16 protein-coding genes and 2 pseudogenes are annotated in these 22544 nt (G+C 55.7%); 9 read left to right on the top strand and 9 right to left on the bottom strand.

Features of this window, described 5'->3' with window-relative positions; translation table 11 throughout:
- The 6 genes from J3361_RS03420 to J3361_RS03395 all read right to left on the bottom strand — a co-directional run bounded on the left by J3361_RS03420 (position 1) and on the right by J3361_RS03395 (position 7962).
- The gene (locus J3361_RS03420) at positions 1-2391 is read right to left on the bottom strand and encodes a methyl-accepting chemotaxis protein (RefSeq protein WP_207962477.1); all 2391 of its coding nucleotides are present in this window, start codon (positions 2389-2391) and stop codon (positions 1-3) included.
- Positions 2392-2412: 21 nt separating this feature from the next.
- Positions 2413-4542, bottom strand: coding sequence for a chemotaxis protein CheA (locus tag J3361_RS03415; RefSeq protein WP_207962476.1), 2130 nt, complete (start codon positions 4540-4542; stop codon positions 2413-2415).
- 16 nt (positions 4543-4558) lie between these two features.
- On the bottom strand, positions 4559-4876 hold the full coding sequence (locus J3361_RS03410; protein WP_207962474.1) for an STAS domain-containing protein: 318 nt from the start codon (positions 4874-4876) through the stop codon (positions 4559-4561).
- 32 nt (positions 4877-4908) lie between these two features.
- Positions 4909-5277 (bottom strand): response regulator, encoded by a 369-nt coding sequence (locus J3361_RS03405; protein WP_135844811.1) that lies wholly within the window; start codon positions 5275-5277, stop codon positions 4909-4911.
- A gap of 11 nt (positions 5278-5288) precedes the next feature.
- A complete protein-coding gene (locus J3361_RS03400; protein WP_347709611.1) occupies positions 5289-6470 on the bottom strand; it encodes a methyl-accepting chemotaxis protein in 1182 nt (393 codons plus the stop codon).
- 250 nt (positions 6471-6720) lie between these two features.
- Complete coding sequence (locus tag J3361_RS03395) at positions 6721-7962, bottom strand: HD-GYP domain-containing protein (protein ID WP_207962472.1); 1242 nt, start codon at positions 7960-7962, stop codon at positions 6721-6723.
- Between the two features lie 855 nt (positions 7963-8817).
- Here J3361_RS03395 and J3361_RS03390 point away from each other — a divergent pair.
- The 3 genes and pseudogenes from J3361_RS03390 (at position 8818) to fnr (ending at position 10523) form a co-directional block, all read left to right on the top strand.
- Entirely contained in the window at positions 8818-9222 is a 405-nt protein-coding gene (locus J3361_RS03390) for a hypothetical protein (protein ID WP_207962470.1), read from the top strand.
- A gap of 74 nt (positions 9223-9296) precedes the next feature.
- A pseudogene (locus tag J3361_RS03385) lies at positions 9297-9626 on the top strand (chemotaxis protein); the annotation flags it as partial.
- Positions 9627-9773: 147 nt separating this feature from the next.
- Positions 9774-10523, top strand: coding sequence for a fumarate/nitrate reduction transcriptional regulator Fnr (fnr, locus tag J3361_RS03380; RefSeq protein WP_207962468.1), 750 nt, complete (start codon positions 9774-9776; stop codon positions 10521-10523).
- Positions 10524-10555: 32 nt separating this feature from the next.
- Here fnr and J3361_RS03375 read toward each other — a convergent pair whose 3' ends face one another.
- Positions 10556-13114 carry an EAL domain-containing protein gene (locus tag J3361_RS03375; RefSeq protein ID WP_207962466.1) on the bottom strand — a complete coding sequence of 853 codons (2559 nt, stop codon included), beginning with the start codon at positions 13112-13114 and terminating at the stop codon, positions 10556-10558.
- A gap of 391 nt (positions 13115-13505) precedes the next feature.
- A complete protein-coding gene (locus J3361_RS03370; protein ID WP_347709610.1) occupies positions 13506-15023 on the bottom strand; it encodes a diguanylate cyclase in 1518 nt (505 codons plus the stop codon).
- Between the two features lie 549 nt (positions 15024-15572).
- Here J3361_RS03370 and J3361_RS03365 point away from each other — a divergent pair.
- From J3361_RS03365 to J3361_RS03340, 6 genes are all read left to right on the top strand, one after another.
- Complete coding sequence (locus tag J3361_RS03365) at positions 15573-17534, top strand: methyl-accepting chemotaxis protein (RefSeq protein WP_207962464.1); 1962 nt, start codon at positions 15573-15575, stop codon at positions 17532-17534.
- 250 nt (positions 17535-17784) lie between these two features.
- Positions 17785-17952 (top strand): periplasmic nitrate reductase, NapE protein, encoded by a 168-nt coding sequence (gene napE / locus J3361_RS03360; protein WP_025214373.1) that lies wholly within the window; start codon positions 17785-17787, stop codon positions 17950-17952.
- A gap of 36 nt (positions 17953-17988) precedes the next feature.
- Positions 17989-18249, top strand: coding sequence for a chaperone NapD (locus J3361_RS03355; RefSeq protein WP_025214374.1), 261 nt, complete (start codon positions 17989-17991; stop codon positions 18247-18249).
- The gene (gene napA / locus J3361_RS03350; protein ID WP_025214375.1) at positions 18246-20750 is read left to right on the top strand and encodes a nitrate reductase catalytic subunit NapA; all 2505 of its coding nucleotides are present in this window, start codon (positions 18246-18248) and stop codon (positions 20748-20750) included. Before J3361_RS03355 ends, napA begins: the two co-directional genes overlap by 4 nt.
- Positions 20751-20761: 11 nt before the next feature.
- Positions 20762-21247, top strand: coding sequence for a nitrate reductase cytochrome c-type subunit (locus J3361_RS03345; RefSeq protein WP_013692862.1), 486 nt, complete (start codon positions 20762-20764; stop codon positions 21245-21247).
- Positions 21248-21256: 9 nt separating this feature from the next.
- Positions 21257-21853 carry a cytochrome c3 family protein gene (locus J3361_RS03340; RefSeq protein ID WP_013692861.1) on the top strand — a complete coding sequence of 199 codons (597 nt, stop codon included), beginning with the start codon at positions 21257-21259 and terminating at the stop codon, positions 21851-21853.
- Positions 21854-21911: 58 nt separating this feature from the next.
- Here J3361_RS03340 and J3361_RS03335 read toward each other — a convergent pair.
- Positions 21912-22076: pseudogene (locus J3361_RS03335) on the bottom strand (transposase); the annotation flags it as partial.
- Positions 22077-22544: the final 468 nt, after the last annotated feature.

Genomic DNA, 22544 nt, shown 5'->3' with positions numbered 1-22544 from the left:
TCAACTCCCGAAGCGTATGAAACCGCCTTCCTGGGCATGCTCGCTGCTTTGCATGCCGCCCATACTGGAAGCAGCGGCCCGAGGTACGGCAGAAACCGCAACCCGACCCTGCAAGGTGAAAAAGCCCATCAACTCCTGCAACTGTTCGGCCTGGCTGCTCATTTCCTCGGCGGTGGCGGCCAACTCTTCGGAAGCCGAGGCGTTTTGTTGTGTGATCTGGCTCATCTGCGACATGGCGGTATTGATCTGCTCGGAACCGATGGACTGCTCTTCCGATGCCGCCGCGATCTCCTGGACCAAATCGGAGGTCTTGGTGATTGAGGGCACGATTTCATCCAGCAGGTTGCCGGCCCGTTCAGCCAGGGCCACACTGCTTTTGGCCACCTGGCCGATTTCCTGCGCCGCGACCTGGCTGCGCTCGGCGAGTTTGCGCACCTCAGCGGCGACAACCGCGAAGCCCTTGCCATGTTCGCCGGCACGGGCCGCTTCGATCGCCGCGTTGAGCGCCAGCAGATTAGTCTGATAGGCAATCGAGTCGACGATTCCAATCTTTTCCGCAATGGTTTTCATGGCCGAGACGGTGTCCTTGACGGCCTGTCCCCCCTCGCTTGCTTCCTTGCTCGCCTTGCCGGCCATGCCATCGGTCACTTTGGCGTTCTCGGTGTTCTGCGAGATCGATGCCGACATTTGCTCCATCGACGCTGACGTTTCTTCGACCGACGCAGCCTGCACCGAAGCCGATTGGCTGATGCTCTGGGCCGTGGCGGAGATTTCCTCCGAGGCGCTGGACAGCGAATCGGCGGAGCTGCGAACTTCGCCAATGATCTGCGAAAGCTTGCTCACCGTTTCGTTGACCGCATTCTTCAGGTCTTGCAGGCTGCCCTGGTAATCACCTTTGACGCTGCGGGTCAGGTCACCGCCGGACAGGGCCATCATGACCTCCATCGCCTCGCTGAGCGGCGCAACGATCGAGTCCAGCGTGCTATTGATCCCCGCCACGATGCGGCGGAAATCCCCTTGATGACGAGTACTGTCCGCACGGGTATCGAGCCGACCGACCACCGCATTCTCGCTGAGCATCTGGGTGTCCTCGATCAGCGCCTGGATGTTGCTGCGCAGCTGCTCGATGTTGTCGTTGATAAAGGCTTTTTTGCCGGGGAACTGGGCCAAGGGTGCCGACAGGTCGCCTTCGCCGAAAGACCGTATGCACGCCATGGCCTGTTTCTTCACGCTGATGTGGCCATCGACCATGTCGTTGATGCCTTGGGCGATCTGACGGTACGAGCCTTGGAATCGCTGTACGTCGATATGCACATCAATGTCGCCTTTCTCATGCTCGTCCGACATGTGACGCATCTCTTCGATCAACGCCAAGATAGTGCTGCGCAGATGCTCGACGGTAACGTTAATGAACGCCTTCTTGCCGGGGAACGGTTGCAGGGCCGCCTGCAGATCGCCCTCGCTGATCGATTTGATGCAGGCCATGGCTTGCTTTTTGACATTGATATGCCCGTTGACCATATCGTTGATGCCCTGGGCCATCAGCCCATAGCTGCCGGCGAAGCGTGCCGTATCGATCTGTACATCGATGTCGCCTTTGTCATGCTCTGCGGACATATGGTTCATTTCGCCGATCAATTGCTTCAAGGTCCCGCTCAGGCGGTCCATCGACCCCATCAGTCCGGTACGTTCAAGGCCATTGCTGTTGCCTTGCACATCCAGTTGACCCGCCACAAACCGCTCGGCCAAGCGGCGTACATCGTCGGGCTCGCCGCCCAACGTAAGAAGCAGTCGACGCACCAGGAAGAAGCCGATCAATCCGATGGCCAGCAAGGTTGCGCCGCCGACCAAGGCAATGCTGTAGATCGCCGCCTGTTCGGTCGACGCTGCGATCGCTGCATTCTTACGTCCCAAGTCCAGGTTGTGCTGGCGGATATCGCTCAAGGCCGAAGTCACCTTTTCACGTGTCACGTCCAAGTCGAGCAGCAGAGTGCGGGCCTCAGGGGCTGCACTGCTCAGGGCATTGTCGAAACGTTCCACGCCCCGGTTGTATTCGTTGACGGTGTTGCGCAAGGCACTGAGCAGCGTTGCATCACGATCATCGGAGACAAATTCCTTCTGGTACCGATCGAGGGCCTGGAGTACCGAGTCCTGGTCACCTTGCCGGGATTGACCGGCAGGTCCGGACAGGCTCTGCCATTGTCGGCGGTGGCTATCCGCCAGGGCCAAGGCCACATGATCCAACAACTGCAGGCTGGGCACTGTATTGACTTGCGCATAGCTGGCGGTGCTCCTGACCCCTCCCATTAGATAAAGACTGAGACTGACCAGGATCAGGATGCCCAACAGTGCTGAGGCGACCAGCAGCGAGATATTTTTTTTAACGGTCATGATGCTGTACTCCAGGGAAAACTATTGAGTCAATTCAGGGCTGAGGGTCGTACCGTGCTTCTGCTGGCTGGCGACTTGCCCAAGTAGTGTGGGAATATCCAGGATCAACGCTACCGCTCCGTTCCCCAGGATGGTGAAGCCGCCCAGTCCATGAGCTGTACCGAAAATCTTGGCCAGCGGTTTGATCACCGTCTGGAACTCCCCTAGCAATTGATCGACGACCAGGCCCACCCGCATCCCCGCGTAATGCACCACCACGATGTTTTCACGGCCATGGTTAGGCTCATCAATGGCGAACATTTCGCGCAGACGCAGGACCGGAAGCACCGCGCCTCGCAGGTCGAGGAACTCCTGATTGCCGCCGTCGTCGGCCGCTAGCTCGATGCACTCCTCGACCAGGTCCAAAGGCACGACATAAGAGGCATTGCCGACTCCGATCAGAAAACCATCGATGATGGCCAGGGTCAGCGGCAGGCGGATACGCACCGTGGTGCCCACACCCTCTTCGCTTTCCAGATTGACCGAGCCGCGCAGGGCGACGATGTTCCGTTTGACGACATCCATCCCCACGCCGCGCCCGGACAGGTTGCTGACCTGATGAGCCGTGGAAAAGCCTGGCTCGAAAATCAGATTGAGAATGTCGCCATCGGACAGCTGTTGCCCTTCGGCAACCAGGCCGCGCTCCAACCCCTTGGCCAGGATGCGCTGCTTGTTCAGGCCGCCGCCGTCATCACTGACTTCAATGACGATGCTGTTCGCCTCGTGATAGGCGTTGAGGCGAACCGTGCCCTGCTCCGGCTTGCCACGTTCACGGCGCAGTTGGGAGGCTTCGATGCCGTGATCCATGGCATTGCGCACCAGATGGGTCAAGGGATCGCCGATGCGCTCGACCACCGTCTTGTCCAGCTCGGTCTCAGCGCCAAATACTTGCAAAGCGATGTCCTTGCCCAGTTCCTTGGAGACATCGCGCACCACCCGCTGGAAGCGATTGAATGTGGCACCAATTTGCACCATTCGCAGGGTCAAGGCACAGTCGCGCACCTCCTCGACAAGACGTGAGAGCGAGCTTGTCGCTTCAATCAACTCGCCGATGCCGCTTTGGATGGCCCCCAGGTTGGCGCCAGCGCCGGCGATGATCAGCTCACCCACCAGGTTGATCAATTGATCCAGTTTGCCGGCGTCGACCCGAATCAGATTACCTTCGGCCGGACGGGCCTCTTTTGCTCCCCGGCTCTTGGTCACGTCATCGCGCCCCGCCTGGTCTGGCACCACCGGGGCCACCGCAATGGCCGTCGACTCGCCAGAAGACGCACTGTCCAGCCAGGCTTCACGGGTGACCGAACCGCAGGCGATGAAGGCCTCGACCATGGCATCGGGCTCAGCATCGAGACGGCCGATCAAGGCCCGGAACCCGGTCAGGTCGCCGTTGCACGGCAACACGCAGATCTGGCTGCCCTCGCGAACGAAGTCGAAGGCGCCTTCAATGGTGGCCTGGTCGGTCTCACTGACGAACCCCAGCTCAAACCCCAGGTAACATGTTTCCGGATCCATTGCCGCGATATCCGGTATGCCGTCGGTGACGCACACGACAGCGCTGATTTGGCCGAAGCTGTTGAGGTAGCGCAGCAACGACAGAGGATCCATACCGTTGCGCAAAACGTCGGGACACAGGCGCAGAGATAAGTGCCAACGCGCGACGCAAGCCGATTGCTGCGGCTCGACCGTTGCCAGGGACTGCACCGGTTCGTGACGATGTTCCAGGTAACGGTTGAGACGCTCCACCAACGCCGCTCCCTGCCGCTCGTGCTCTACTGTCATGCCTTGCAAGTCGCCGTGGCTGGCAAGCAGTTCAATGAGCGTGCACAAGTGGTCCCGCACCTCAAGAAACAAGGCACTGAGCGATTCGTCCACCCGCAGTTCATGGCCACGGACCCGATCCAGTACGCTTTCTGCCACGTGAGTAAAGGCAACTATCGGCGTGAAGCCAAACAAGCCGGCAGAACCTTTGATGGTATGGGCGACGCGAAACAGGGCATTGATTGTGTCGACATCATCCGGTGCCTGTTCGATCTGCAGCAACGCATCTTCCATCAGGAGCAAAAGCTCCTGGCTTTCGGCGATGAACGTCTGTAGCACGTCGTCTAGATTCATGGGCGAACTCATGGTTTCAACCTCTCTGTTGACGAGGCGTGGCCGACTCGACGAAAAAGCTGTGCAGCCCACTCATATCCAGTGCGTCAAGCACCGCTTTGCTGGGGTTGCTCAGCAGCAGACTAGAGCCGTGGCGCAGTGACGCCTGCTTGATCAGCACCAACAGCTGGAGCCCGGCGGTATCCATTTCGTCCACGCCGCCCAGATCCATTTCGACTTCCTGAGCCAAGGGAAACAGCTCCAGCAACAGGTCTTTGCGTTCAGCGGCGGTGTAAATGGTCAGCGGCCCTTCGAGAACCAGAATCCGACGCAGACAAGCCGTGGTGTTTGTCATGACAACCTCCTTTCCAGGGACTCTGGGCGACGCTACGGCATGATCAGTTTGGAGACGGCACCCAGCATCTGAGCCGGCTGGAAGGGCTTGACCATCCAGGCCTTGGCACCGACGGCCTGACCCTGTTGCTTCATGGCGTCTCCGGTTTCGGTGGTCAGCATGATCACCGGCGTAAACTTGTAGGCCGGCAGTTGTTTAGCCGCCTTGATGAAGCTGAGGCCGTCCATGTTCGGCATGTTCACGTCACTTACAATCAAATGGATCTTGCGTCCGTCGAGCTTGGTCAGGGCGTCACGACCGTCAACACCTTCGATGACCTCGTATCCGGCGCCCTTCAAGGTGATGCTCACCACTTGGCGAATGGAGGCAGAGTCATCGACAATCAGGATGGTTTTGCTCATTGGGAAACTCCCTAGAAAAAAGTGATCTCGGATGAAGTGCTGCTCACCACAGGCTTACCGTGATGGATCGCATGCTGTTCAGGCATGGTGTAGGTGCTTGCCAATTGCTCGAGCCAGGCCTGGGCGATGATCGGGGCCGGTGTACCGCCGGCGAGCGCGAATTGCTGGCGCTCGACGATATGTCCATGCAGCTTGCCAAGGTCGTTGTTAACCAGGGAAAGCATCTGGCCGACTCGATCCTGGAACTGCAGGGCGACCAGCACCCCCGATATCTCGGTGGCAACGTTTTCGCTCTGCTGCTGAAGACTACTGCTGGTATCGACGATGGCCTGGGCGTTGTGCCGGAAGTGCTCGATCACCTGGGACACCAGTTGCTCTGAATGAGCCAGGGTTTGCGAATCCTGCTGCGCCTGGTGCTGAGACAGCTCGACGGTGCGAGATATAGCAGCGTTGACGGCATTGACCGTTTCGCTGATTTTCTGCCCCGTCTCCCCGGATAAACTGGACAGTTTGCGCACTTCATCCGCCACTACCGCGAAGCCGCGTCCGGCATCCCCTGCCCGCGCTGCTTCAATCGCGGCGTTGAGTGCCAACAGATTAGTCTGCTGGGCAATATCACCGACGAACTTGGCCATCTCCTGCAATTGAGAGGTGAAGTCGGAAAGGAGCAATACCTCCTTGAGTTGCGACTCCTTGCGCAAAAGCGCATCGCGAAGGGCAACCATGATCGAATCGAGGTCACGCTGGCCGACTTCAAGAATTTCCAGCAACTGCGCGCCAGAACTCTGGTCCGCCCCGTGGGAAGCAGAAGCACTGATGTCCCCCGACAGCGTCGCGAAGCGGTGACTCAGCTTGAGGATCGATTCCTCGCTGAGGATGCGCGCTGCATCGATCTGGTGGCTCCAGATCGGCAGTACCTGCGCGCATACCTCGCCCAATCCTTCATCCGGCGAAGCGGTCAGCGGAACGTGAAGTGGCTGATCGTCGCTTTGCTGTGCGCTCTGGCGGGTGCTCAATAAACGCAACGTCCATATGCCCATCAACAACGCGCCAAGCAAGACAATCGCGCAACTGGCTGCACTGCGCAGACTGAAGTCCGTGTTGACCAGAGTCGCGACACAACCGAGCACTCCCGTCAGACCGGCGGGCAGCATCATCAAGATCAGGGGGGAGGAAATTACCTGTCCTTTCACCTTCATCTCTCCAGTTCAGTGCGGATCCGACGGGACCCCGCGCAAGACATCCACGATTGGGATGCCCGGTTTTGTTGGCCTGGAGAGATAATGGCCAAGTGATGGCCGTGAAACTATCGGAGCATCCTGATTTACAACTAAGGATTGCGGTTGGTGCGGTAGGAGAATTCCTACCCGACGGTGACAGCCCCCCAAAACGACAGAAAAAAAACCAGCGACAAGTGCTGGTAAAAACTCGGACTTGCAGTTGTCATCCGAATCGCGACTCGCTGCCCTGCCCCGTGCCCACCCAGAGCGCTTCAAGGTCCTTGAAGCCCCAGGTCTTCTCCGACTCAATGCTGACTATGCTGTCCTGCCCACAGGCCAGATCAATAAATTCGGGAGGCAGCGGCGTACGATTCGCCGCCGAGTAGAAAACCTTCACCCTGGGCGTGAGCAAATAATCGGCGTGTTGCTCCATGACCACCGCCAACCTGCCACTTTGAAGGCGTACCAAAGCACCAACCGGATAGATACCAACGCATTTGACAAAGGCGTGAAACACTTTCTGGTCGAAATGCCCGTTCCATCCCGCCATTTTTCGAATCGATTCGGCGGGGCACCAGCGATCCCGATAAGGACGATCAGACGTCACGGCGTCATACACATCACAGACCGCTGCCATGCGCGCGAATAGACTGATCTGGGTGCCACATAACTTATGGGGATAGCCACTGCCATCAACCTTCTCATGGTGATGCAGGCAAACGTCCTGCACCAGGGGAGTGAAATGCCTGCTGTCCGCCAGCAGCCTGGCACCCGCCTCAGGGTGGGTGCGCATCGTCGTATGTTCGTGGTCATTCAAGGGCAATGGTTTCGCCAGGATGGCGGTGGGTATCACCATCGTGCCCACGTCATGCAGCAATCCCGCCAGCCCAGCTTCTTGTACCAGCAGCGGCGGTAAACCCAGCTGACGTGCCAAACCAATCATCAGCCCACAGACGGCTACCGAATGCATGTAGGTATATTCATCGGCAGTCTTGAGACGCACCAGGCTGAGTAGTGCATCAGGATGACGTAGCAGCGAGTCGGAGATATCACCAACCATGTCAGTGACTCGATCCAGTTGAACGATCCGTCCCATGCGCAAGTCGCCGAACATTTCCATGACAGCCGCCTTGGAACTGGAGCAAAGCTTGACCGCCCTCAACAGCTCTTCGCTCATTGCCACCCTCGGACGCGGTCCGGGTACTTCGGTGCACGATCGGGTCGACAAGCAAGGAGGCTGCCGAGCCTGCACAGTGGTTTCATAAGGCACAGAGGCTTGCACATCCGCCCCCTTGGACAGGTCGATCCATGCACCAACAATGTCCGAGGCAAGGACTTTGTCCAGCACCTCCTCATTCTGAATCAGGAAGCTTTTGCTCCAGAACGGACGCTCTTCACAAGAATCGGACAGCTCCTGGACATACATTCCTACGCAAAGATCGGTCACACCGATATGTTTCAGCACGATGTAAATTCCTCTCTAGCCGCAACCGCCCTCCCTGAATTGCCCGAACGCAATAACCAAGCACGATGACTTGAATACGTATCGGGACGCCACCCTAGCGCTTGAAATAATAGCCATACGCCACCAATCAAATAATCAGAGTAATCTTATTTAGGATTAAGGATTACGGATGGCCGTGTAGGAATTTCCCTACATCAGAAACTCCCAATACGCTGGTTCTAAATAGCTCTGATCTTTTGATCTGGTCATGCTGCAGCGTCAGTTTCAGAAGTCAGAGGAAAAAACCGGAGCCATTGCTCGCGAAACGACATAGCCGCAAACTGAAGCTGAAAGGTAAACGCAAAAATATTAGAGTTTTGGGATAACCACCTCTGCGTTCGAATCCCGTCTCTTCTCCACAGACCCCAGAACATCCGTCGCTAGAAGACATACCAAATTAAATATGAGGGACGGGGGTAGTTTTTCGAAAGTTACTGCGAGACGAAGCAACAACTGATAGCTACTAGCCTTGGGGGCGTAGTATCGAGGCTTAATAAATGGCACGTCGGACACACCAGTTATCACGACGCGCTTATAAGTCACAGTTGTGTTCAACCTCAACACTACCTGTTTTTTCGCGTCGCGCAAACGCCAGTTGCTGTCGCCGCAGTGAGCTCCGCCCAAATACCACTTCCATCCGTCGAAACTTAGTGTGTGAGTGGTACTTCCCCTACGCGCCTTTGGTAGCAGGCGCTTTTGTACAATTGACGCTTCTGTTCAGCCCTCGCAATACTTCACGCCGCAAAACCAGCCAGTCACAACAATAATAATTACTGCCGGGCGCCTAGATGCGCCGTTGAGACAAGGAGTTCTTAAATGCTTGGTTACTATGCGCAATACAGCAAGGAATACATCACCACCCTGATGGTGGTGACCACCCTCTTCTTTGCCTTACCCATCTTTTTCGCCCCGCTCCAATGGGCCCGGCTCATGCGCTGGACCATCCCCGAACACGAACACCTGGCTATCTATTTCGGCCGTTGCCTCGGTGCGTTCATCCTTGTCGTTGAAGTAGCGATGTTGCGCTCGGCCACCACAGGCACCAGTTTCAATTATGCCTTCGATATTCTTTTCGTGGTCTTCACGCTGATGTTTTTCGTGCATGTTTACGGCGCAATTAAAAAAATCCAGCCTATTACCGAAACACTGGAAATCGGTTTCTGGATGATCCTCTTCTTACTCAATATTTTGTTCTACCCCGCCACCAATATCACGCTGTAAAACCTTCGCCCGGCCGCGGCCGGAAGTTCGCCAGTCGCCGTTCAACCCCGTTGAAAGTCAGCATTGCTCCAGGCGCCGAGGCAGCCCAGCAAACGGCCGCACTGATAGCCGACTCCTCGAGCAAGACGCAACGCGGCATGGTCATCGCGAGCCGCACCGCCGAATCGTTGAAAAATATCGTCAATGGAACCGGCGCGGTTTCCAGCCTGGTGTCGCTGAGCTACCAGGCCTCCAGCGAACAGGCCTCCGGATTGCAGCAAGCGAGCATCGGGCTTGAGCAAATCGATGAAGTCACCCAAAAGAACCAATCCCACTCGCTGGAATGCGCGGTGGCGGCCAAGGATCTTTCGGAACGGGCGGCCCTGATGCAGAAGGAACTGAGTCGTTTCAAGGTGAAACATTAACGAGCGCGACGAAAATAAGGTCCCTGCTGATGTGCCAGCCATAGGGTGCGGCACCAATAGTCGGCTCGCGTTCTAAAAGATAAAGAAACACAGGGTGCGATGGGGTCTTCTATCATCATGGCTGCCAACCAAAGGAGGATCCATCCCATGGCTGAGTACAAAACCCTTGTGCGCGCACAGTCTCTCAAAAAAGCTTGCGCCAATTGCAGCGTGCTTGAGTTATGCCTCCCTATCGGGCTGACAGGCAGCGAAGTCGATCGGCTCGATACGCTAATCGCCCAGCGCATAAAAATAAAAAAAGGGACGGCGCTCTATCGCACGGGCGATCCGCTGCATTCTCTGTATGCGGTTCGGCTCGGTTTCTTTAAAACCAGTGTGTTGTCGATGGACGGACGCGAACAAGTCACTGGATTTCAAATGCAAGGTGAAATGCTCGGCCTGGATGCCATCAGCACGAATCACTACGCCTGCAATGCGATAGCACTGGAAGACAGTGAAGTTTGTCCAATTCCGTTCAGTCATTTGGAAAAACTTGCCCGCGACTTGCCATCCCTGCAGCACAATCTCAACAAGCTATTGAGCCAGGAAATTGTTCGCGATCACAGTATGCTGCTGTTGCTAGGCAATATGAATGCTGATGAGCGCCTGGCGGCGTTTCTGTTGAACTTGTCCCAACGGCTAAATATGCGCGGCTACTCACCCAGGGACTTTGTGCTACGTATGAGCCGCGAAGCCATGGGCTCCTATCTGGGACTGCGCTTGGAGACCATCTGTCGCTGTATCGCTCACCTTCGCCAAGAGCAACTGGTTGATGTGCATGGACGGAACGTTAGAATTCTGGACTTGCCAGGCTTAAAGCGCAGAGTCGCTGGTTGCCAAAGGCATGCAGAGCTATGAACAACTCATTTGCGCCTGTTTACCGTATCAGGTCAGGAGGTCTGGTCATGAAACGCATAATGATCTTCAAGCCAACGCTCCATCTCTTTTGCGCCCAGCGGCCTGGAAAATAGAAATCCCTGAGCGATCTTATATCCTTGATTCATCAGGATCCGCTGTTGCGCCTCGGTCTCGACGCCTTCGGCGACCACCCGAATTTTCAAACTTTCGCCGATGCGGATAACGGCTTCGCTCAATGCCTGACTTGTAGTGTCGCTTTCAAGGTCATGGACAAAGCTGCGATCCAGCTTAAGCTCCTGGATTGGCAGGCGCTGCAAGTAACCAAGGCTCGAATATCCGGTACCGAAATCGTCCATCGCCAGGCTTACACCTAGCGTATGCATCTCTTCAATGGTGGTCAGGGTATCGGGGTTGATATCCATGAGCACATTCTCCGTAATTTCCAAGGTCAGGTCCTTTGCCTGAAGACCGTACTGCTCAAGCGTACGGACTACCATCCTTGAGAAATCACCGTTATGAAAATTAGTGGGCGACATGTTTACTGACACGGAAGGGACCTGCAGGCCCTGCTTACGCCAGGCAGACAATTGACAGCAAGCCTTACTCAACACCCATAAGCCGAGTTCGCTGATCAAGCCACATTCTTGCGCCATGGGAATAAAACTTAACGGGGAGATTTCTCCTAGCTGAGGATGAGTCCACCTCGCGAGCACCTCCATGCCGTACAACTTCGAGTCACTCAGGTCGATTTGTGGCTGGTAGACTAAATGAAAGGATCGTTGGTCCATCGCTTCTCGTAACGCAGCTTCGAGACGCAGGCGGCCTTGTGTCAGTTGGCCAAGCCCATCGTTGAAAAAGCAAACGCTTCCGCGCAGACGCGTCTTGGCTTGATACATGGCCATGTCGGCACGTTGTAACAATACCTCCATCGTGTGGCCATCTTCTGGAAACAAGCTAACCCCAATGCTCGCCGAGGGTTTGAGCGTCACCCCGCAAATCTGGCAAGGAAGACAGAGTCGTGCCCGCAGCTTTTCGATGAGGTCAATTGCGTGTGCCAGCGTACATTGTGGCAGGACTAGGACAAATTCATCGCCCGATATTCGGCTGACAATATCGCACTCGCGCCGATCCTCTGACAAACGATGGGCGATGAGGCGCAAAAATTCATCTCCTGCGGGATGCCCCAACGAGTCGTTTACCTGTTTGAATCGATCCAGATCGATGAACACAACCGCCAGATTTGATTTATGCCGCGATGCCTGGGCGATAGCCTGCTCAGCCCGTGCATGAAGCAAATTGCGATTGGCCAGGCCAGTCAGTTCGTCATAGAACGCCAACTGGCGTATATGCACACGCGACTTTTCTCGTTCCAGCGCCAAAGCAAACAAGTAAATGCAAGCTTCGACGAGCAGAAGATGTAATTTGCTGGGCTGACATAAGTCGCGGTAGTAGAAAGCGAACATGCCGAGCAGCCGCCCATCGTTGGACCTGATTGGCGTCGTCCAGCATCTCGTCAAACCGAGTGGCTGCACTAACTCTCTGAAATCGCTCCAAAATGGGTGGACAGCCATCTCGCTGATCATGGTTGCGTCAACGCTGATTACCGATGCCGCAGGACCATCGGGCTCGACGCCAATCACTGTCCCATCCAACGAGCTGGAAAACACCGACGGAAGACCCGGTGCCGCCAACGTCTGTAAACAACCGCGGTCATCGACGCGCAAGACGGTTGCAATCACTTCCGGTGCAATCCGCTGGACTTCCAGGCACGCGAGGTTCGATACGGTTTCCAATGACTCCTCGCGAACCATCGCCTCCAGCATCTTGTGCCGTAGTACTTCATGCATCCGCGTATGTGTCACGTCCGTCAACACGCTTACGGTGTTGGTCAGATGTCCATGGTCATCGTGAACCGAGTGGGTGGTGACGTTACACCAGACGCGTGAGCCGTCGCGGTGGACCCCATAGTCTTGGCCCTGATAGGCGTTACTTTGGCTAACTTGACAACGAATCGCTCCAATACGTGACTCATCCAAGTACGGCGCCAGGACTTTGATGGGCGTTTTGCCGATAACCTCTGGAGGACTGTAACCAAACATCTGACTGAACCCGTCGTTGACAAAAACTATCAGCCAAGAGGCATCGGTTATGATGATGGCGTTTTCCGTTGTGTCGACGACTAATGACAGAAGATACAAACGGTGCTGTTCTACATGTTGCTGGGTGATATCTTTAATGAAGGCGGTGTATAAAATTTCCCCTTGATGTTTAATTTTCGAAATAGACATTGCCCCCCAGCGCCGGGTGCCGTCCTTGCACTCAATAGGTACATCACGACTGGTGCCAACAATTTTATTAACCCCTGTGCGGCGGTTGGCCTCGATATAACCATCATGATGGACGCGAATGTTTGCAGGGACCAGAACATCGACATTTCTGCCCAAGACTTCCTCTTTGCTGTATCCCCAGAGTTTCTGTGCAGCCACATTGAACAGAATAATTTTGTTGCTCTTATCGATCACAACAACGCTGTCGACACTCTGTTCCAGAGTTTGGATGAAAACCTTTGAGAGCTCCTTACGGTACGACATAGCACTTACCCACTCTGGAGGGAGATGAGCAGAATCCCTTGCATATTTGACATTTGGAGGAGTGGGTCCAGCCACTCCTGAAGAACATGGAGTCATTCGAAATATGGGGAGCAATGACCGGTTGGATAATCGTGTCGAGACCGCCGAAATGAGACTTTGAAGGCAGCGCAATGTCTACAAAAAAAGCGGCAGGTTAGCATAAAAGGTTTGTCTCTTATTAGTAATTGTTCCGACCTGAATCAATCTGCCACTATTCAAAGCTATGCGCTTGATTTAGATCAACAAACGGGTATCAGCGCAACGCGGCGGCTTGAGTAGCAATCAATGAGCTTTCGCTTGAGATTCGGCAGTTGGGGCTGCTTGCTTGCCTGGAAAACAAGGGCACCAACATTCATGTCTTGCTGTCGGCCGGTCTGCTTGGTGACTCCATCGTCTCATTGACAGAGGCAGCACATACTCTGTTCCGGCCCGCATGCTTTGCTCTATACAGCGCATCGTCTGCCCGGACGATCAGTTGAGCGGGACTGTCGCCTTGGGGTAGCAGGTGAGCAACTCCACAGCTAATTGACACCTGAAGAGGACCACGTTCCGTTGGGATAATGGCTTGTTCAATAGTCAGCCGTAACTTCTCGGCGACGTCCAAGGCATCCATTCCGTTTGTTTGAGGCAAGATGACACCGAACTCCTCGCCCCCGAGCCTTCCGAATACGTCATGGGCTCGTAGAACTCCACTACAAAGGGTCCCCACGTGTTTTAGCACCGTGTCACCGACGGGATGGCCGTATGTATCGTTCACTCGTTTGAAATGATCAAGATCTAGCCATATCAGGCTGAGTTCCGTGCCATGACGCTTCGCCCGACTGAACTCCGTTTCCATCGCCTCCAAGAAGTCCCCCCTGCTTCGAGCTCCCGTCAGGAGATCGACACTGACAAGTTTTCGCAATGCGCTGTAGGATTGTTTAAGTGCAGCGGCATTGCCAAAATGTTGCCGACTGACAAAATATAAAAATACAGCAAACGCGAGCAGTAATGCGGACGTAACGGTTGCAGAAAACAGCAGGAATTGACGTCGTCCGTTGAAGGAGGATAGATAGTCAGCAGGTGAAAGCTGCACCAGAACAATGAGCTCGCTATATTCTAAGCGACGGTAAGCGATCAAACTGTCAACCCGATCGAAGGCGCTTGCCCCGCGATACACCCCTTCGGCAGGATTGGCGTTATCGAAATAGGGCTCATACTCAGAAAAAACTGTTCCATCCAAAACAGTGTTGTGTCCGGACTTGGTAGCCACGGTCCGCGGAACACGATCCTTTCCCACCAACGCGATCAATCCGCTGGGGCCGACGTTAATCTTTCGATAGACATCCGTAAAAAAGCTGACGGGTATCGAGAGCACAAAGACCCCAGCAAACTTTCCTTCAGCGACTATCGGCCGGGTAAACTGTATCGACCAGACACCCGACACACGGCCGAGCACTGGCTTGCTGATAAACAACTTATCGTGCGAAGGATTTCTCAGGTGCACTTGAAAATGTTCTCGACCACTGAGATCTACGCTTTTGTCTACAGGCCCCAACGATGAATAAACCAGTCTGCCTTCCGCATTAATAACAGCAATTTGAGCGATCATATTTCCATCGACTCGAAGCTCTTCTTTTACTACTTCCTCGAAATTTTCCGGATCTTCAATAACATCTTCACGTATGTCTTGAAGCAAAGCGTCAGCGTAACGGACCACACTTTGGATGTGTTCCTCAAACGCAATGGCAAGATTCATGGCGTCATTGCCCGCCGCTTGTTCTATTAACACCTGCTCGTGCTTAAGCCACGCATTTAGAGCGACCCACATTGGAACCAAAGTGATTAACAAGACAGCTATGGCGATCAGCCCTGCCTTAGTCTTGGTCACTCGATGTCGTAACAAGCGTGGTCTCCAGCGAAGCGTCATTATTTAGCGCGGGCCATCAAGCCAACCAGATGCGTTGCCGTCAGGCCGTTCCGCGACGACATGGCACCACGATATCACTCATTTTTCGTGGCGCAACAATAGAATCAGTGAGGTCCCCCCAGGTTTCGCGGAATTGCTGGACGTGGGATTTTTATCCACGTAAGGAACTGGCTGGTCAGTGGCTGCCACCCCGCGCCTGACTTAGCAGAGTGAGGAGGAACCTGGCCTTCTCCTCCAAAAATCGTAGCGCATGGCAAACAATTCAGCCTCTCATTGCCTCATGTGCCAGGTACCAGATGCCACTCATCAGATTTGATCGCTTGGACAGGTTTTGTCCACCTGAGATACTCAAGGAGATGAAGACCGGACCGATAAACAGAGCAGAAAATCAGCGTCCCTTGCGTGCAGCAGCCCCATGGCATCTCCTGTTCACGTGCGCCCACTATAAGCACGACTTCAGGACTCTCCTACCCTCGCGTCACACTGATGCGAATGACAAGGTAATAAGTCGTGTTCAGAAATATTTCATTGAGCTTTAAGCTGATCTTGATTGTGGTGTTCCCATTGATCGGATTCCTTTGGCTCGCAACTCTGCAAGTCATCGACAGCTATCACACGCTTCGAGAAATGGAGCAGACGCAGGAGGCCAGTACCTCTGCACAGACGTTTAGCCAGTTGATCACGGTTTTGCAGCGTGAGCGCGGTGCGAGTGGCGTTTTCCTGGCCAGTAAGGGAACGTCCATGCGCGACGCGTTACATGCGTTGAGACAGCAGACAGACAAAGCCATTAATGCAACTCACCGTCTACCTACGCTGGACAATGATCAAGTCCGCCAAGCCATTGCGGCGCTGGATTCTTTGCAGGCCACTCGCGGTCAGATTGATGCGCTGGCGGTTAGCAACCGAGAATCGGGCGCTCGGTTCACAAAAATCATTAAGTCCTTGATCGCCTACACTCATGCACTTCAACGCAGTGTGGAAAAGCCAGAGTTGGCGCGAAGCCTTTCCTCACTCAACCAGTTCATCGAGATGAAAGAGCGAGCCGGCCGGGAGCGCGCGACATTGGGGGTGGTGTTCAACCAGAACCGTGTAGATTCAGAACTGCTCTCAACCTTCAGCCGAAACCTCGGCGAATTTTCAGCTTATGCTGAGGGCTTTCGCGGCAGTGCCGATGAGGCCTACGTCCGTCAACTGGACGATAAGATGGCGGCAGCCGACGCTATGGAAGTGGCTAGGCTTCAGCGACTGATTTTCGAAACGCCCATGGGCCACTCGCTCGACGTCCCAGCCGAGTCTTGGTTTAAGCTATCGACAGCCAGAATAGACCAGATGAGTGACGTCGAAAATGCGCTCAGCCTGCACATACGCAAGTTGGCCAATCAGGCGCACGACCACGCATATTTCGTGTTATGGGTTGTCCTAGGCTCGGTTGGCGGTGCAGTGGCGGCAGTGACCCTGCTGTCGTACTGCATCATCCGTAACATTAGGGCAGCAGTAGGCGAAGTCAATAACGTGCTGATCGCTCTTTCCGAAAGAGACCTCACCAGCCGCGCCACTTATCAGGGGCGGGATGAGTTCGGCACAATTGCCAACAACCTCAATCGCACGGCCACCGAGCTCAGTCAAATTATTCAAGAAATTGGAACCGCGACCGCGCAAGTGGCCACTGCAGCAGAAGAGTCTTCGGCTGTCACATTTCAGACCAGCCAGAGCCTTGAACGCCAACGCCAGGGAACGGAACTGGTGGTCACGGCCATCAATGAGATGAGCGCTACGGTTCGTGATGTTGCGCAGAGCACCGGCGATGCGGCAGCCCTATCACAACAGGTGAGCCAAAGCACCGAAAAAGGCAGAAAAGAAATCGAGGCGACCGTCCGTGTCATCCAAGACCTGTCCGAGCAAGCGGATCAAACCGCCGCCATCATTGGCGAGCTGAAAAATGAAAGTGATTCGATTTCCACTGTGCTAGACGTTATCCGTGGCATCGCCGAACAGACTAACCTGCTGGCTCTGAACGCAGCCATCGAAGCTGCGCGGGCCGGCGACCATGGACGTGGTTTCGCGGTGGTCGCGACTGAAGTGCGTACGCTTGCTCAAAGAACCCAAGAGTCCACTGGAAACATCCAAGACATGATCACCAAACTGCAGGCTGGCTCGGATCGCGCCACCAGTTCGATGCAGGAAACCTTGAGCAAGACGCGCACCGGTGCCTCCAATATCGAGCGTGCGGGGGAACTACTGGCGGAGATTGCCGTGGGCGTTTCGAGCATCAGCGACCGCAACATGCAGATCGCCACCGCTGCCGAGGAGCAAAGTGCCGTTGCGGAAGATATCAACCGAAATGTGATGGAAATCAACGATGTCGCCATTCAGGTCAGCGCCGGAGCCGATCAAACAGCAGCGACTAGCCGGGAGCTAGCGAGGTTGGCAGAACACCAACAAGTCATGGTGAGTCGTTTCAAAATGACTTGATATTCTTGTGTACCCAGCTCGTTGGTGAATACTGATCTTTACTATTTTCTAACTCAAGCGCAGCGATAGGACGTCGCTGCGGAACCGGGAGCAAGCTCCCTCTCCCTAGAAAATAAATAGTAGATGAAGAACAGGACTTGCCGCTGTTGGACTCATATGGGACATAGCCGCTCGTCATAAAAACTGGACAAATAGGCCAGTTTGATTTTTCTGTCCTAGTATAAATTCAGGTTCGGCTGGAGAAGCCCCAATGTCGTTGGCTGAAGAACGCAAACCTGATCGCCGCAAGGAAACCCGGCTGTTCCTCTTCCTTGTCGTGTTCCTCTTTCCGCTGCTGTCGGTCGCCATCGTCGGCGGCTACGGTTTCCTCGTCTGGTTTTTCCAGATGCTGTATGGCCCTCCTGGCCCACCCCTCTGACCGGTGGCTTTTTCTTGAGGCTATTGGAGCCCGTTCATGGACGAAACCTTGCATATCGCCAGTCTTGTCGTACTTGCCCGACCGGAGATGTTCGACGCGGTCAAGGCCAACCTGCGCCTGCTCGATGGCCTGGAACTGCATCAGGAAAGTGCCGCCGGAAAACTGGTGGTAGTGCTTGAAGCCGTGCATGAAAGCCAGATCCTGCAACGCATCGACCAGATCAACAACCTGCCCGGCGTACTCAACGCGGCGTTGATCTATCACGAACTCCTCGAGCCCGAAGGAGACATCGAATGAGCATGACCCGCCGTGCATTCGTCAAGACCCAGGCCGCCGCCATTGCAGCCGCCGCTGCGGGCCTGCCGATCGTAACCTCTTCCAGCAACCTGGTAACCGAAGCGGATATGGTCACCCTGGACTGGAACAAGGCGCCCTGCCGGTTCTGTGGCACCGGGTGCAGCGTGATGGTCGCGACCCGGGATAACCGGGTGGTCGCCACCCATGGCGACGTGAAGGCCGAAGTCAATCGTGGGCTCAACTGCGTGAAAGGCTATTTTCTTTCAAAGATCATGTATGGCGTTGATCGCCTGACCCAGCCGCTGTTGCGCATGAAGAACGGTCAGTACGACAAGCAGGGAGAATTCCAGCCGGTCAGTTGGGAGCAAGCCTTCGACATCATGGAGCTGAAGTTCAAGCAAGCCCTGAAAAACAAGGGGCCGGAATCGGTCGGTATGTTCGGCTCCGGACAGTGGACGGTCTGGGAAGGCTACGCCGCCAATAAACTGATGAAGGCCGGCTTTCGCACCAACAACATCGACCCCAACGCCCGCCATTGCATGGCTTCGGCGGTGATGGGGTTCATGCGCACCTTTGGCGCCGATGAACCCATGGGTTGTTATGACGACATCGAAGCCACCGATGCCTTCGTGCTCTGGGGCTCGAACATGGCCGAGATGCACCCGGTGCTCTGGAGCCGGGTCACCGATCGCCGCCTGAGCCAGCCCCATGTGAAAGTGGCGGTGCTGTCCACCTTCGAACATCGCAGTTTCGAGTTGGCCGACATCCCCATGGTGTTCAAGCCGCAAACCGACCTGCTGATTCTTAACTACATCGCCAACCACATCATTGAAAGCGGCGCGGTGAACCAGGATTTCATCAGCAAGCACACTCGCTTTGCCCGGGGTGCCGACGACATCGGCTACGGCCTGCGTCCTGACGACCCACGGGAAACCAGCGCGAAGAATGCCGGCAAGGCCAACACCTGGACGGATATTGACTTCGAGGCGTACGCCGCCTTCGTCAAGCCTTACACGCTGGAGCGAACCGCCAGGGAGACGGGGGTTGCACCTGAGCGACTGAAAAGCCTGGCGCAGTTGTATGCCGACCCCAAGCGTAAGGTCGTGTCGTTCTGGACCATGGGGTTCAACCAGCACACGCGTGGCGTCTGGGCCAACAACCTGATCTACAACATCCACCTGCTTACCGGCAAGATCAGTGAGCCGGGCAATAGCCCGTTCTCGTTGACTGGTCAACCGTCGGCCTGTGGCACGGCACGTGAAGTGGGGACTTTTTCCCACCGACTACCGGCCGACCTGGTGGTCACCAATCCCAAGCATCGCGCCACCGCCGAGAAAATCTGGAAGCTGCCCGCCGGCACCATCCAGGAAAAGCCCGGCTTCCACGCGGTGGAACAGAGCCGCATGCTCAAGGACGGTGTGCTCAACGTGTGCTGGACCCAGGCCAGCAACAACATGCAGGCCGGACCGAACATCATGCAGGAAGTCCTGCCGGGTTGGCGCAACCCGGACAATTTCATGATTGTCTCCGACGTCTACCCCACCGTTTCCGCCCAGGCCGCCGACCTGATTCTGCCCAGCGCCATGTGGGTGGAGAAGGAAGGCGCCTTCGGTAACGCTGAACGACGCACGCAATTCTGGCATCAGTTGGTGACGGCACCGGGAGACGCCCGGTCGGACCTGTGGCAGTTGATGGAATTTTCCAAGCGCTTCACCACCGATGAAACCTGGCCCGCCGAATTGCTCGCCAAGGCACCTGAGCTCAAGGGCAAGACCCTCTTCGAGGTACTGTTCAAAAATGGCCAGGTGGACCAGTTCCCCGTCGAGCAGTTGGAAGCCGGCTACAAAAACGATGAAGCCAAGGCCTTTGGGTTTTACCCGCAGAAGGGGCTATTCGAGGAGTACGCCCAATTCGGTCGCGGCCATGGACATGACCTTGCCGCGTTTGACCGTTACCACAGTGAACGGGGCCTGCGCTGGCCGGTGGTGGATGGCAAGGAAACCCGCTGGCGTTATCGCGAGGGGCTGGACCCCTATGTGGAGAAAGGCAGCGAGGTGCAGTTCTATGGCTATCCGGACAAGAAGGCGATCATTTTCGCCCTCCCCTACGAACCGCCGGCCGAGGCACCGGATGCGGACTACCCGTTCTGGCTGAGCACCGGGCGCGTTCTTGAACACTGGCACACGGGCAGCATGACCCAGCGAGTCGAAGAACTCTACAAAGCCGTGCCGGATGCGCTGGTGTACATGCATCCCGAGGATGCCAAGGCCTTGAAAGCACGGCGCGGCAGTGAAGTGAAGCTGATCAGCCGACGCGGTGAGATCCGTGCGCGCATCGAAACCCGCGGGCGCAACAAGCCGCCTCAAGGATTGGTATTTGTGCCGTTTTTCGACGCCAACAAGCTGATCAACAAGGTCACGCTCGATGCCACCGACCCGATCTCCAAGCAAACCGACTACAAAAAGTGCGCGATACGCATCGAGTTGGTCAGCGTGGCCTGAGGAGAACCCTGATGCTTTTTCGAATGCTGCCCTTGTTTCTGCTTGCCGCGATTGGCGTGGTGATCGCGGCTGAAATCGACTACCCGCTCGACGCGCCAGCTCCGGATGGGCGTCGCCCCGGCGGCACTCTGTCCCAGAACATGCCCGCCCCGCCCATTACCGATGAAGAAAACAAAGACCTCAAACGCGAGCGTAATTACCCGGACCAGCCGCCGACCATTCCCCACACCATCCGTGGCTATCAGGTCGACGCGAACGGCAACAAGTGCCTGTCCTGTCACAGCCGTGCCAACAGCGCACGGACCCAGGCAACGATGATCAGCATCACCCACTACATGGACCGCGATGGCCAAGCGCTGGCGGCCGTCTCACCACGTCGGTACTTCTGCAACCAGTGCCATGTACCGCAGGCGGACGTGAAGCCTTTGGTGGGAAACAATTTCGAGACAATCGACAAACTGCTGCAAGACAACGCCAACGCCACGAAGAAACCTTGAGGAGGCAACATGAAAGCACTGTTCGCCTTGCTCAAGGACTACTGGGGCGTCCTGCGTCGTCCGAGCCTGTATTACAGCCTGGGTTTCCTGACGCTTGGGGGCTTTATCGCCGGTATCGTTTTCTGGGGCGGCTTCAACACTGCCCTGGAGGCGACCAATACCGAGACGTTCTGCGTGTCCTGCCATGAAATGCGTGACAACGTGTTTGTCGAGCTCAAGGACACGATCCACTACACCAACCGCTCCGGCGTACGCGCCAGTTGTCCGGACTGTCACGTGCCACACGAGTGGACCCATAAGATCGCGCGCAAGATGCAGGCCTCCAAGGAGGTCTGGGGCAAGATTTTCGGCACCATCGACACCCGCGACAAATTCCTCGCCCTGCGACGTGAACTGGCCGAGCACGAATGGGCCCGACTCAAGGCCAACGACTCGCGAGAATGCCGCAATTGTCACAACTTCGAATTCATGGACTTCACCCGGCAAAGCAAGCGCGCCTCGAGCATGCACTCGACCTCACTGGCCAATGGCGAGGCAACCTGCATCGATTGCCACAAGGGCATTGCTCATAAGCTGCCTGACATGAGTGGGGTGAAAGGTTGGTAATCAAAGTGGTCGGGAGCCAATAGTCTTTTGTGAGAATGAATCCCCTCCATCGATATCAGTGCAAGGTGCTATTGGCAGCACGGTCACCGCCTCGATTTAAGCGATGGCGACTGAACTGTCCTGAAGGTGTCTGGACGGGGCTGACGCCACAAAGGGAAGCAAAACTAGATCCCGAGCGAAAGCAATCGCTGTTGTCTCCAGCTGTCGGTAGAAGCTGGGCGGCTGTCTCCTTTTCGATATACATCGCCCCAACAGATCCAGCAGCTACGCTTCACTTCTCTACCCCCTTTGTCTAAATTGATTTTAGGAAAAACGGGTTAGGTTCCTCCGAATTCGAATGCACACCAAGCCTTTGTCGCCCAGCCCGACCGATGGGCAACATAGTCGATGGCGCACGCTCTCCGGAGCAACAAGCAAAAGGATTTCGAAACCTACTTCGTCTGATAGGGTCGACGGAAATAGAGGGCGATAACGCCTCAGCCAGCGAAGGGCAAACTTGCGTGTACGGAGTACGGAACGTCCAGCGAACCTTTCGATTAGCCAGTCGGGGCGTTATGTAGTGGCTGGCTAACCTGGACGGCAGAATTCCCCTCTCCGGCCCTCCACTCATCCCGATGCATAGATAGGCTTAAGGGAGCACGCCGTGCCGCCGGTCAGTGCAATGGCGTAGAGGCGTGAGTCTATGGGCACA

Source organism: Pseudomonas sp. OA65, assembly GCF_017498305.1.
GTDB lineage: Bacteria > Pseudomonadota > Gammaproteobacteria > Pseudomonadales > Pseudomonadaceae > Aquipseudomonas > Aquipseudomonas zanjanensis.
The sequence above is the reverse complement of the archived record's forward strand: the minus strand, read 5'-3'. Positions and strand labels throughout refer to the sequence as shown.